We start from the raw sequence: 12,297 nt of genomic DNA, 5'->3' as shown, positions 1-12,297 counted from the left end.
CCAACGCGCGAGCAGCGCTGCTGGGTGCACAAGACCGCCAACGTGCTCGCCAAGTTGCCGAAGAGCCAGCAGCCGAAGGCCAAACGCGCGTTGCAGGAGATCTGGATGACTGAAACGAAGCTCGCCGCCGACCTGGCGTTCGACGCCTTCATCGAGAGCTACGCGCTGAAGAGACACGCTACTGGCGTTCTACGACTTCCTGGCCGAGCACTGGAAACACTTGCGGACGACCAACCCCATCGAAAGCACCTTCGCCACCGTTCGCCACCGCACCATCCGATCGAAGGGCTGCCTGTCCAACAAGACGGCACTCGCGAGTCTTCAAGCTGCTCGAGGCCGCGCAGAGAAGCTGGCGTCGTCTCGATGGCCACAACCAGTTGCCAAAACTCGTTGTCGGTGTGACATTCAATGATGGGATCGAGGTCATCGCCAAGCCGACCGACCGTCAGCCCATAACCGCCGCCGCCTGACCGGCTCCGGCCGTCACCAAAATTTGGCGATAGCTCGGCGGTAGGCGGCGGAACAGGTGTTGGAGAGAGCCGGTCGCGGAAATCTGGACAGGACGATAAGTGGAATTTCTGCCTGACAATGGCGATAATTGCCGCGATCAGGAGAGACCATGAAGAGACGATCGCGCCGGAACCACTCACCGGCTTTCGAGGCGAAGGTGGCTTTAGCCGTCATCAAGAGCGATCGGACGATCGTCCAACTGGCCGATCATTTCGACGTTCACCCCCAACCAGATCACAGCGCGGAAATCGCAGCTTTGAAGGCAGCGTCTCCGAGGTTTTTCGGATCGGGAGGAGCGGCGGCTGTCCCCGCGATCGATGTGCGGTCGCTCCATGCCAAAATCGGCGAGCTGACGCTGGAGAACGATCTTTTAGAAGGCGCGCTCACTAAGGCGGGATTGCTGGGCGCAAAGCGATGATCGACCGTGAGCACAAGCTGCCGATCACCAGGCTTTCATTATTTGGGCGGGGTGTGCGTGGACGTGGCGGGTTGGCCTGTCCGGCTCATCCCCTCGGTCTGTTGACCCGTGGCGCTGTTGCCGAACTTGTTCCCCTGGTTGGTCTGGACGGTTCCGCCCACGTTGGTTCCGGCCGTGCCTTGGACGCTGGACGAGCTTGCCGAAGTACGATTCGCATCGGAACTGCTATTGGAGCTGCCCGCGCCCATCTTCTCCGATTGCGCGGTGCCATTTGTCGCGCCTTCCGAAGCAGCTGAGGCGCCACCGGTTTGTGCAAGTGCGAAGGTGCTCGACAGAGCGAATGCTGTCGCGAGTGCGATTGTCGTCATTTTCATGGCCGTTTCCTCGATATTCAAAATGACCAATCACGACTGTCGAACTATGTTCCCCACCCTCCTTCAGCGCGATAGAAGCCGCCAAGCCGCTCGCATCTCGCAAAGCCTCAACGCGGCAGCAACCGTCCTCTATCGAACCATACACGTTGTGTCACAGCAGGTGGAGTAGTACACCAAACAAGCGGCGGTTACTTCGCTCGACTAGGAAGGGACGGCCAAGGACGCAATCTTCCCTGCTCTACCTCGCTATCTTGAAACTCCGCCGCGGCCTTCTGATGCGCCAAGGCTCGCCAGCGTTCAGCTTCGCGGAGCCACTTTGCCCTGTCGGCACTTTCCAAGACCGCTCGGTGTCTGCAGAGAATCTCCATATCGTGACAGGTTAGTCGGTCCGTCATAGCAAGCAACCTTTTAGGTGACGCAACGTACGCCTTTTCGCGCGATTGTCTCGTTACAAGCGTGTGGTCATTTTGTGGAAGAGAGAGCGAGCTTGACAAAGCCCTTCACCAGGTGTCTGGACCCTGATCCTTCAGACGCACCCAGCGTTGACCAAAGACACGTCACTGGCGTCAACCTCGAAGGCGCAGACGAGCAAGAAGGTGACCCCACCGCTGCGGACTACGCGATGATGAGCCACACATAACTGAATAGGCTTATGCGTGAAATCAAATTCCGGGCGCGGCGCGGTTCAACACAATCAATGATTTCTCAAGGCCTGACCGGGGAGAGTACGGCATACACGACTAGCCTACCAAACAGTGTGGAAGATTATTGACAGCTTCTCCAAGCGGAAAACGAATGCCTTGCAAGAGGGGACGAGGCACACGTACTCGCCGACCGCCTCCTCTGCCTTCAAAGTTTGCAAGTCCGGTCCGGAGGACACCCGGGACAGAGGCGGACAATTCGTCAAAAAGGGCCCCGCGAAGTTGAGCGGTGTGGCGGGTATCCTTAACCCGAGGCAACCGCCGGCCCGTGATGGAACACGTCCACCACGGCCTCGTTGTGGACGAGGAGCAGATGCCGTCTTTGGATTTGGGATGAAGATTCTACTCGTCGGCGCGACCGGCCTGATCGGCTCCACAGTGGCTGCTGCTCTTCGAGAGCAAACCATCTCGTCGTTGGCGTGGCGCGCCAGCCGCGGCCGGATGTGCCGGTATCTCTGAAGCTGGATGTGACGTGCGCCCGGCACGCTAGGGATTGGCTGCCTCATCTGAAGGACGTTGATGCCGTGGTCAACTGCGCCGGCGTGCTGCAAGACAACACGCGGGAGAACACTCAAGGCGTTCACGCCTCCGGGATTGGAGTGTTGTCCGAAGCTTGCGAGCAGGAAGGCGTTCGCCGTTTTATCCATTTATCTGCGATCGGTGTCGACCGGGCGCAGCCTTCAGCCTTTTCTGCAACAAAGTACCTTGGTGACCAGCAGCTGCCGCACGCGAGCTGGATTGGGTGATTTTGAGGCCATCGGTCGTGCTCGGTAGTCCCGCCTTCGGCGCAAGCGCGCTCATTCGTGGGCTGGCCAGTCTGCCTCTTTCTGCCCTTGATGCCGGGCACCGGGGCGCTTCAGGTGGTTCAGCTCTCCGATCTCGTAGCCATGATCTTGTTCTTTCTCCGGCGAGAGGCGCCCTCGCGCGTTGCCCTCGAAATCGCCGGCCCCGAGCGGCTGGCAATGGGAGAGATCATCATGAAATATCGAGCTTGGTACGGCCGGAGCGCGCCGCGATGCTTCGTCATCCCCCGGTCATCGGTCGGCTATCGCAATGAACAACTTCCTGTACGAAACGCGAGCTTTTGAAGTCGCTTCGCGTGACGGTGCGAACGCTCGATCACCGGGAAGCGCTCTGCCGTGAAGGCGATCCCGCCACGCAATGTGCGGTCGTGCATGCCGGCTTTCTCGCCAGCTATAAGATCGCTGCCGATCGGGAGCAGATACTGGCGTTCCACGTTCCAGGCGATTTTCCCGACCTGCAAGCACTCTACGCGCCCGTTCTGGATCATGGCATCATCAGCATGGGCACGTCGCGCGTCGGCCTGATCTCTCATTCGGACTTGAAGACCTTAATCGCCGCTTCGCCCAACCTGGCCGGCGTCTTCTGGCGCGAGACGGTCATAGAAACGACGATCCTGCGTGAATGGATCTGCAACGTCGCCGCGCGCGACGCAGTCGCCTCCATCGCGCACCTCATCTGCGAAATTGCATCCCGCCTGGATGCCGTAGGCATGATCGCGGAGGATAGCTTCCACCTTCCGCTGACCCAGCAGGACCTCGCGAATGCATCCGGCTTTTCGATCGTTCACGTCAACAGGACCCTGCAGGAGCTGCGGAAACGTCGCTTGATCCGGTGGGAAAACAAGACGGTGACGCTCCTGAATTTCGACGAGCTGAAGCGCATTGCCGAGTTCGAACCCGACTACCTGCATGCGAGGCCTTTATAGGAACTGCGCCTCAGATGCTGCGTTCGCCCGTTCAATGCCACGGTATTTCTTCCACGTTCAGAGGGCACGCGACCGTATCAGGATGACGGCGGCGTCGACCTGCCCGACGACGCAGCGGCATGGCAAGAAGCCAAGAGGTTCGTCCGCGATATCGAAGGCAGTCTTCAGCCGGGCGACAGTTGGCATCTCGAAGTGCGTCGAGGGGATCGCCCGATCTACTCCTTGAAGATCTGTACCCGCACCATTGGCTGATCGAGGCTGAAGATCTTGAATGAACTATAAAGAAGCCTGTTCGGCGATCGCGTCGACCTTCCGGGAGCAAGTCAGCACCGACCCGGCTCACCGCGGCTTCTGGTTGCACCAGATTGAGGAATGGTCGGGCGCGATCACGAAAAGGAAAAAGCCGATATCGCCGAAACAAAAGCCGATATCGCCGAAACACATGAGATTCGCCAGGGTTGGCTGGTTCCAAAACCTGCAAAGGAAGGAGAATAAGCCCTAGTCTAGGCGCTCGGCCTACTCTTTGGAGTGAGCCCTGCTGCCGCATTATCCTCCTGGCTGGCTGCATGATCAGTCTTCCGCGACCACCGCCAGCGTCAGCTTCGGCCTTCGTTGATCAAAGCCGTCCGGCAGCCAGCTACGGTACCCGACGGGTGGGCTGTCGGCAAAAACGCCAGCGGGGAAGCCAGCTATCGATAGGACGGCTTTGTGGCCGAAAAGTCGTGCTCTCAGCGCTGGAGAGAGCATTCGGACGACCGTTTGCGGGCCGCCCGGTCGATTCAAGTTTCGCCACCACCGGCGGAATACAATCATCTATAGCGACCCCAACAGCCGTATCGGTTCCCTTGTGGTCACTGCCAACGGCTGGAGGAATGTATTGGCTTTTGCGCGGCTCGCCTCGGCTGCAAGCCTAAAGCGAATTGATTTTTTCTTCGTTGGATTGGAGCCGATGCCCCCCGCTTGGCGTTAGCGGTCATGCGGAAAAGTCGGTTCATTGTCGGTGGCGAATTCAGATTGGCGGTGATCCTGATCGCCATCGGACTACTGCTCATGACATCCGGAAGGAAGCGATCCCGATGATCAATGCCGAACTTCGCTTCGGGCGAGATCGGGCTATCGATCGCCCGATTCCAAAAAAAATTCCCATCGCTGTCGCGAAACCGCGCTCAGCGCCACCCTTCCTGAGATATTGCCGGCAATCTCTGCAATCCCATGAACGGTCTTCAAGCCGTGCAGATCATATTCCTCAAAATTTGACCCCGGGACACGAAGCTCCCGGATCGTCGCCTCAATATCCTCCACTCCCCCAACCCATTTGGGTGTGAGTGCTCCATTGCATTCCCGCTGATACGAATTGCGAACGTGCCGGCGCCGAGGCATAGCAAAGCACGCCATCGCGCTGTTCGATCGGATCGAGCCCTAATCTCCGAACAGAAGGCCCGCGCACGATTCAAGTCTTTCGCCGGAGCTGGTTGCGACTTTTGCATGCATGTCCACTACGTTTCGTCTTTATGGGATATCGGACCCAGAAGATATGTGCCGCGGCCTATTATGAGAGACTGTTTTCAAATGCCTTCGAGCGCCGACGGTCACGCCGTGACTACGTTTTTCATGGGCCAGTTGCAAGGATGGCCAGTTGCAAGGATTAGTCTCGATTCTGCTTTCACGAACTGCCGCAACCTTCAGCTAGACGGCTGGACGACACGCGATACCCTCGACGTGTTGGCGGCTGGTACCGCATCTCACACGCTACGCTCCAGTGATTCATTTGTGCGTTCGGATGGCTAATAGGATTGAGAAAGTTCCTGACCAGAGTCGCGCATCTCGTTCCAAAAATGCCGTCATCCACCTTCCACGCAAATGCGGCTGCCAACCAGAGAGCCGGTACAGCGCGCGCTAAGGAGGTCCGTTGATGTTTTCGAAAAAAATTGCGGATAGGTTCGATCATCGAACCTTCGCCAACATAAAGGTCGCGCTGGAAAGGGCTTGCCAACGGGGCGGATGACATCCCCCATCGCCAGCAGGATCATCGAATGCGCGCAGTCAGGCGATCGGACGCTTGGCGGCTAACGATGCCGGGAACGTCGCAGCGGAGCTTGTGCCCCACAGGCTGCATAGCTCCCACCTCATCCGCATTGAAAGGCGAAAGCCCGCTGGCTACCCAAGATTTCCTCAGCGTACTGTGAAGGCGTACCGGGGCCAAGGGCGAAGCCCTCTGCGGTGAGGCCGGAAAGGCCGAAGGCGTCTGTCTCTTCTCCGACAGCAAAGCGACCGGCGCTCACAAGCGGCGAAACACCCCTTCGCTCTCAGTCGACACGAGCCTCAAGCCGGGCCCGGCCGCGGATTGAGCCCGGTCGCAGTTCTTCTTTGTCCCGAGCCTATTTCTTTTCCTTAGGATCACGCTGCCTATGTTCCGGCTCCGGCACTTTGCCCGCGTCCTCGTCGCTTTGGGAGCCGGCGCCAGATATATTCTCAGAGCTCGAATCCTGCGCTCGGCGCTTGCCTATCGGCTGTTCCTGATTCCTTTTGTCTAGCGCGATGCCTTGACGTGATTGGTGCGATGACATGTGACCCTGCTGGGTCTTATGCGCCTCCTGGGATCGGTCCTCGTCAGCACGCTTCTTCCGGCTCCTTTCGTCGGCAACGATGGCTTGGGCAACGATGGCTTGGCTTTTATCGCGCATGAGATCCCTCCTCTAGATAACCTTCCTGGCCAATGGGCTTTCCGCCCACTTTGCGGCATGGTTTTCATTGGATCAACCTGGTCGCATTTAGGGCACCGAAGTCCGGTCTGGCCGTTGGAATCGGTTACGGCGACGAGTAGCATGTTGCAGTGCGGGCATTATTTCATGATTCATAAGCTCCTCCCGATCACTTGTGCTGACAGTCTGTTTCGAGCGAAACGCATGTCGAACTTACCGGTTTCAGTCCGATTAAAATTTAATGGTGACGCCGCTACTGGCGCGACGGCTTACTTCAGTTGGACCGGGCGAATACACCGAGCTGGAACGACGAAGATTGCGATCTCATCCAACTCGCCAAACCTGATGGCAAGGCATGCTTGCAGCCACACACGATCTCTTTGTTGCTGCGGACTAACGAGAGTCGCCTCAGCCTCAAGTTTCAAACCGAACGACACTAACAACCTGCCCGACATCGCTTTTGGCGGGCAAAGCGCCTCTCTTTATATTCTTCCAGCCCTGATCAAGTTGTTGCGCGACGGCGTGGCACCACGGTCCCACAGTTCAGACGACGTTCGGAGATCCGGGTCACACGGCGCAAAGCTCCTCGAAAATCATGGTAACAGCTTCAGGCCTGTCGCTCCGTTCGCTGCGGCTATCGGAACTGACATAGCCGAAGCATCCAAGCGTATGCGTCCTCATAAGCATGCATGAATGCAAAAACAAACCGCATCCACTGCTGGCAGACAAAAACTGGCGCGGAGGAACAGGAGGGGAAAGGAAGAGATTACTCACAGGCCTGATCAGGACATACCTCATGCTGTGGAAATACACTCTTGGAGGTGTTGCTGGCTTAATGTGGATCGGAACTGCCTCTTTCGCGGCGGAAAGTTCCACAGGAAGCGCGGAGGTCCTAGCTGCGACAAGCAGCAGCAGTTCCGAAGTCCCATTTGAGCACAACTGGCGCGCTTCGAAAATGGTCGGACTGGTCGTCTATGACGGCCACAATGAGAACGTGGGCTCGATCAACGATCTCTTGATGGACAACAAAGGGAGCGTCAAGGTGGTCGTGATAAGCATCGAGGGCTTTTTGAGCATCAATGCTCGGTTGGTCGCGGTGTCCTTCGATAAGATCAGGTTTGCCGAACAGCCCGTCAGGACTGGTCGGTCCGGCGCGCCGACCAGCGAGGACTCCGCGCCGCAGATGCCGCCCACTAAGACCATCGGCACGACGAGCACGCCGGTGGCCATAACGGAGCCCAATCCATGGTTTCCAAACCACGCCATATTCAATGGGACCAAGGATGAACTGAAAAACTTGTCGGAATTCAAGTACTGAAGCGAATAATTCCTGCGGGTGAGCAGCGCCTCAAAATCCGAACGGATAGGTGTCCGGAACGCCGGTCCGGCGATGCTCCGGCTCCAGGCGTGTCACCGCATGTGTCTCATCCAGCCAGATGAGCTCGTCGAATTGGTGAGGCAGCGACGTTTCGGCGTAATGGCTTTGCAGTTCAGTATCCGGCCGGTAGATCACGCCGATAAATCGTTCGAGGCGAGGCTCGAGCAGGCGCCGCCGAAGAGCTTCATGGCGCCGGAATTCAACCAGGCCGCGCTCTACGCCTGCGTCATGGAACAGCCCCTCATAGCTGTCCGCGCGGGACGGACGAACGCACAGCACTTCCATCTCGCCGTCCCAATTCGAGGCAGCCGCCACAGTGCCGGTATGGGTACCAAAACCGACGAGTGTGGCCGCCTCGCCGAATTTTTCGCGACAGAGCTGGCCGATATTAAGCTCGTTGCGGACCGTGCCCATCTCGGTGAAGCGGGCGTCGCCGATATGGGAATTGTGGGCCCAGACCACCGCCTTCGATTGAGGGCCGTGCGCGTCAAGGACGTGGCAGAGCGTCTCGAACATGTGGGTATCCCGCAGGTTCCAGGACTCGGCGCCGCCGTAATACAGGATCCGGTAGTAGCGTTCGGCCGACGCGATCAGGCGGGCGTTCTGCGCCGCATCCAGGAAGCCCTCCGGATTCTCCGCGCCATAGGCGAGCTGCTTCTGCAGGATCTGCTGGCACTGACGCACCACCTCGGCCTCGCATTTGCGGTAGCCCTCCGTCAGAACGGCGCGGCCATAGGTCGACGGCTCGCGCTGCCACGGCGTCAAGCAGCCGTAGCGCTCGCGGGCGACCGCTGCGGCTTCCGGATCGACGCTGTCGAGATACGCCAGAACGGCCGCGATCGACCCGCGCATGTTATAGATATCGAGGCCGAAGAATCCGGCCCGATCGCTCGGTGTCTTTTGTTCGTTGTGTCCGCGCATCCAGTCCACGAACGCGGCGACATCCGTATTCCGCCACATCCAGATCGGGAAGCGCTCGAAGGGCGTTTCATGCGATCCTGGGTGTTCTCGGCCGCGAACGTAGCGGTCGATCGCGGCGGCGTCGGGCCAGTCCGCTTCCACGGCGACGATCGCAAAACCGTGCTTTTCAATCAGCCGGCGCGTGATCGCGGCGCGCGCTTGACAGAACTCCGACGTGCCGTGACTGGCTTCGCCCAGCAGGACAACGCGCGACTGTCCGAATCGATCGAACAGCGCGCCGAACGCTGGATCGTCGAAGGCCGGCAAGGGCTCTATGGCGACGCGGATCATGTCTGTGACGGATTGGGCGCGCGCGTGACCGGCGGCGTGGTTGCTGGCCGCGCGCGTGCCATCCTCGGCCCATCCCTGCTCCCCGATCAGCGGCACAAAGCGGACGGCGCCCAAGGTCTCTTCGTCATAGTCGGTCTCAGTCCGGCGTGTGATCCGGAACAGCGATTGTTCGTCCTCGAAATTGCCGACCGGGATGACGAGGCGGCCGCCGACGGCCAGTTGCCGTTTGAGCGCGTCCGGCACCGACGGGCCGCCGGCAGTGACCAGAATCGCGTCGAAGGGCGCCTCATCGGGCAAACCGCGGGTGCCGTCGCCCGTGTGAACGGTGCAATTCGCATATCCCAGCGCCGCAAGCCGTTCTTGAGCCGTTCGGGCGAGTGGCCCGTGCCGCTCGATGGTCTGGACCGTTCCGGCCAGTCGCGAAGCAACAGCGGCGGCATAGCCCGAACCGGTGCCGACTTCGAGAACCTTGTCGGTTCGCTTCAGCTCGGCTGCTTCGGTCATCGCCGCGACGATATAAGGTTGCGAGATGGTCTGGCCGTTCGCGATCGGTAGCGCACCGTCTTCGTACGCAAATTCCTCGAATCCAGCCTCCAGGAATCGCTCCCGCGGAACCTGGCGCATGGCATCCAATACTCGGATGTCGCGAATGCCGCGGCGAGCGAGCTGCACGTCGACCATACGGTCGCGGAGATCGGCATATTGCGTCATGATAGCGTCGTCCGTTTCTACATGCGTGAATGCAGCCGGAACGAGTCAAGTTCCTCCGGTTCTCCGGTGAACCGGCAAACCGTGACGCCGCGATGCCTATTAGGAACAATTTCCAGCTGGCGCGTTGTTGCGGCATGGTTCGTGAAGGTCCAGCAGAGCCGCCCCCGCCTCCCAAAGGATCCTATCCGGCGGAGAAGGCGCGAGGCGGTGAGATCATTCTTCGCACGCCGGCAAGACGAGCAATCTTCCTGGCGGGGCTGATTGGCGTCCTTGTGCTCGCGGCGTTGATCATCATGCTGGCGCGCTAAGTACATCCGCGGATTGCCGGATGGGCGTCGCTGCGCGAGGTTCACTGCAGGAAAATAGTCGCGCCAAAAATAGTCGCGCCAATCGAAAAAATAGCAACCGTGACTGATGATGCGGGTTGGGCGACAAGCAGACCTCGAACCCGACAATATGAGGTCCGATGATTGAAGCGAACACCATATCCTCGAGCGTAGGGAACGAGAATCTCGGCGACCGTGGTTACTTCGTCGCGCCGCTCGACGATCTCGTCACGTGGGCTCGGTCCGGATCCCTGATGTGGATGACGTTCGGATTGGCCTGCTGTGCCATCGAGCAGATGCAGGTTTCCATGCCTCGTTACGATGTCGAACGCTTCGGTTGCGCTCCCCGCGCGTCGCCAAGACAGTCGGACTGCATGATCGTCTCGGGAACGCTCTGCAACAAGATGGCGCCCGCGCTTCGCAAGGTCTACGACCAAATGCCGGAGCCGCGATACGTCATTTCAATGGGATCCTGCGCCAACGGCGGCGGCTACTACCACTATTCGTATTCCGTCGTCCGCGGATGCGACCGCATCGTTCCCGTCGACATCTACGTGCCCGGCTGCCCTCCGACCGCGGAGGCTTTGCTTTACGGGATCATGCTGCTTCAGAAGAAGATCAGACGAACAGGCACGATAGAGCGATAGACCCCGCGCCGCGTCGCCTTGGCGACGAATTTGGAGATCGTTTTGGGCATGGCCAGACCGGCCATTGATTGATGGAGTGAGATCCGAATGCCGAAATGTGAAACCTGCGGGAATGATTATGACAAGGCGTTTCAGGTCGTCGTGAAAGGCGAGACCCACACCTTCGATAGCTTCGAGTGCGCGATCCAGGCGCTGGCGCCCACCTGCAAAACATGTGGAACGCGTGTGCTTGGACACGGGCTCGAGGCCGGCGGCAACATCTACTGCTGCAATCACTGCGCCGGCAGAGATGGCGTCACCGAGCTCACCGACCGTTCGTAACCGGCTAACAACGATGGAGAGGCAAATGCTCGTTCGAGACGCAATGACCCGCGACGCGAAAGTCGCAAAACCCCAGGACACCGTTCAAGCTGCGGCCGAGCTCATGTCGGAACTCGACGTCGGCCTTTTGCCGGTTGGAACCGGCGACCGTCTCGTTGGAATGATTACGGACCGCGACATCGCGATTCGCGCCATCGGCAAAGGGCGAGGACCCGACACCCCGGTCGCCGAGGCCATGACGTCCGACGTGAAGTATTGCTTCGAAGACGAAGACGTGGAGGCGGCCTGCCAGTCCATGGGAGACCTTCAAGTTCGTCGGCTGCCGGTCCTCAACCGCGACAAACGTCTTGTCGGCATTGTTTCGCTTGGCGATGTCGCTCGAAGCGAGGACGCAAGCGCCGGCGCTGCACTTGCCCAAATATCCCAGCCAAGCGGCGAGCACACCCAGCAATGATGTCTTCCGCGCTGCGAGCCGGGTCATCCCGGGAGGATCGAAGCACCGAAGACTTCGACAAAGCGTAACAAGTCCAGCGGCGAGTTCATGGGCGTCAAGAAGAGCGCGAAGAAGTTTAAGGGTGTTCGCAAGGAGAAGTAGTGGCCCGGTTCTTCGTCGGCATTATCATCGTCAGCGCCGCACTTATTCTCGCGGCGTACGCCTTCGCGCTATAGGCTTTTGCCGAGGCGCGCCGTAATCTCACGTTGCGGTGTCCGCGGTCACAACGTTGCTCTTAGTGCCGATCGCTAGCCAGACGATGTTCGCTTGTCTGATATCGAGCCGCGCTTCGCTTGCGGCGGGTGCGGCAATCGAGGTTTTGAAGTCAGGACCGGATTTCAGCAGCGGCAAGCCGCCCTAATTTGCGACCTCGAACGCCGGTTAGAGGAACGAACGCGAAGAGGAGAACTTGGAGGTTTTGCTAGCTATCTCCTTCGAGCTGGTGGAGCGGCCCCGGCCTAACCTGTCCCAGGATCCAAGCCGGGGTCGTCTCTTGATAGGTCCCGGGGCGCGCCATCAGGAAGACGCCTTGCCTGAGCTGCACCCGGTTCTGTTGACACCGGCTTAAGCTAATCCGACCTTCCGTTCGAACTCCATAGGGCTCAGATATCCGATCGTCGAATGCCTTCGCTTCGGATTGTACAACGAGGTTTGAGAACGCCCACAGGACCGTTCTTCGCGAGGTTCTTTATCGATATCATCCTTGGTTTGGCTGCCGAGTTTGCGTTCATGGGGC

The 12,297-nt window shown here is 59.2% G+C and carries 10 protein-coding genes and 4 pseudogenes; 11 read left to right on the top strand and 3 right to left on the bottom strand.

The genetic code is table 11. The annotated features are described in order from the left end of the window. The 3 pseudogenes from IVB27_RS20050 to IVB27_RS43665 form a co-directional block, all read left to right on the top strand. Nucleotides 1-470, top strand: a pseudogene (locus IVB27_RS20050) (transposase); the annotation flags it as partial. A gap of 149 nt (nt 471-619) precedes the next feature. After that, nucleotides 620-740, top strand: a pseudogene (locus IVB27_RS43670) (transposase); the annotation flags it as partial. 92 nt (nt 741-832) lie between these two features. Then, a pseudogene (locus tag IVB27_RS43665) lies at nt 833-960 on the top strand (IS3 family transposase); the annotation flags it as partial. Nucleotides 961-966: 6 nt separating this feature from the next. On the opposite strand, the gene IVB27_RS20040 reads toward IVB27_RS43665, so the two are convergent. Beyond that, nucleotides 967-1,332: a hypothetical protein gene (locus IVB27_RS20040; RefSeq protein WP_247445041.1), complete on the bottom strand. Its 366-nt coding sequence runs from the start codon at nt 1,330-1,332 to the stop codon at nt 967-969. Between the two features lie 1,090 nt (nt 1,333-2,422). Between IVB27_RS20040 and IVB27_RS20035 the strand changes: the two genes are divergently transcribed. The 4 genes from IVB27_RS20035 (at nt 2,423) to IVB27_RS20025 (ending at nt 4,234) form a co-directional block, all read left to right on the top strand. Then, nucleotides 2,423-2,749 (top strand): NAD(P)H-binding protein, encoded by a 327-nt coding sequence (locus IVB27_RS20035; protein ID WP_247445040.1) that lies wholly within the window; start codon nt 2,423-2,425, stop codon nt 2,747-2,749. A gap of 353 nt (nt 2,750-3,102) precedes the next feature. Beyond that, nucleotides 3,103-3,732 carry a Crp/Fnr family transcriptional regulator gene (locus IVB27_RS20030; RefSeq protein ID WP_247445039.1) on the top strand — a complete coding sequence of 210 codons (630 nt, stop codon included), beginning with the start codon at nt 3,103-3,105 and terminating at the stop codon, nt 3,730-3,732. 3 nt (nt 3,733-3,735) lie between these two features. Then, nucleotides 3,736-3,984: a DUF6894 family protein gene (locus IVB27_RS43660; protein WP_524536496.1), complete on the top strand. Its 249-nt coding sequence runs from the start codon at nt 3,736-3,738 to the stop codon at nt 3,982-3,984. 19 nt (nt 3,985-4,003) lie between these two features. Beyond that, on the top strand, nt 4,004-4,234 hold the full coding sequence (locus IVB27_RS20025) for a hypothetical protein (RefSeq protein WP_247445038.1): 231 nt from the start codon (nt 4,004-4,006) through the stop codon (nt 4,232-4,234). Nucleotides 4,235-6,110: 1,876 nt separating this feature from the next. Here IVB27_RS20025 and IVB27_RS20020 read toward each other — a convergent pair. Next, complete coding sequence (locus IVB27_RS20020; RefSeq protein ID WP_247445037.1) at nt 6,111-6,416, bottom strand: hypothetical protein; 306 nt, start codon at nt 6,414-6,416, stop codon at nt 6,111-6,113. A gap of 814 nt (nt 6,417-7,230) precedes the next feature. Between IVB27_RS20020 and IVB27_RS20015 the strand changes: the two genes are divergently transcribed. Then, complete coding sequence (locus IVB27_RS20015) at nt 7,231-7,752, top strand: PRC-barrel domain-containing protein (protein ID WP_247445036.1); 522 nt, start codon at nt 7,231-7,233, stop codon at nt 7,750-7,752. Nucleotides 7,753-7,782: 30 nt separating this feature from the next. Here IVB27_RS20015 and IVB27_RS20010 read toward each other — a convergent pair whose 3' ends face one another. Further along, the gene (locus IVB27_RS20010; RefSeq protein ID WP_247445035.1) at nt 7,783-9,774 is read right to left on the bottom strand and encodes a protein-L-isoaspartate(D-aspartate) O-methyltransferase; all 1,992 of its coding nucleotides are present in this window, start codon (nt 9,772-9,774) and stop codon (nt 7,783-7,785) included. Nucleotides 9,775-10,276: 502 nt separating this feature from the next. On the opposite strand from IVB27_RS20010, the pseudogene IVB27_RS20005 reads away from it, so the two are divergent. The 3 genes and pseudogenes from IVB27_RS20005 to IVB27_RS19995 all read left to right on the top strand — a co-directional run. Then, nucleotides 10,277-10,747 (top strand): annotated as a pseudogene (locus tag IVB27_RS20005) (NADH-quinone oxidoreductase subunit B); the annotation flags it as partial. A gap of 87 nt (nt 10,748-10,834) precedes the next feature. Then, nucleotides 10,835-11,068, top strand: a complete 234-nt coding sequence (locus IVB27_RS20000) for a metallothionein (protein ID WP_247445033.1) — start codon at nt 10,835-10,837, stop codon at nt 11,066-11,068. A gap of 25 nt (nt 11,069-11,093) precedes the next feature. Further along, nucleotides 11,094-11,522, top strand: coding sequence for a CBS domain-containing protein (locus IVB27_RS19995; protein ID WP_247445042.1), 429 nt, complete (start codon nt 11,094-11,096; stop codon nt 11,520-11,522). Nucleotides 11,523-12,297: the final 775 nt, after the last annotated feature.

Source organism: Bradyrhizobium sp. 197 (assembly GCF_023073375.1).
Lineage (GTDB): Bacteria > Pseudomonadota > Alphaproteobacteria > Rhizobiales > Xanthobacteraceae > Bradyrhizobium.
Note: the sequence above shows the minus strand (reverse complement) of the source record. Positions and strands in the feature narration are given on the sequence as shown.

Coding starts and splice junctions, on each gene's coding strand:
- IVB27_RS20010 (WP_247445035.1), bottom strand. CDS start 9,774: ATGACGCAATATGCCGATCTCCGCGACCGTATGGTCGACGTGCAGCTC.
- IVB27_RS20000 (WP_247445033.1), top strand. CDS start 10,835: ATGCCGAAATGTGAAACCTGCGGGAATGATTATGACAAGGCGTTTCAG.
- IVB27_RS20025 (WP_247445038.1), top strand. CDS start 4,004: ATGAACTATAAAGAAGCCTGTTCGGCGATCGCGTCGACCTTCCGGGAG.
- IVB27_RS20020 (WP_247445037.1), bottom strand. CDS start 6,416: ATGCGCGATAAAAGCCAAGCCATCGTTGCCCAAGCCATCGTTGCCGAC.
- IVB27_RS20015 (WP_247445036.1), top strand. CDS start 7,231: ATGCTGTGGAAATACACTCTTGGAGGTGTTGCTGGCTTAATGTGGATC.
- IVB27_RS19995 (WP_247445042.1), top strand. CDS start 11,094: ATGCTCGTTCGAGACGCAATGACCCGCGACGCGAAAGTCGCAAAACCC.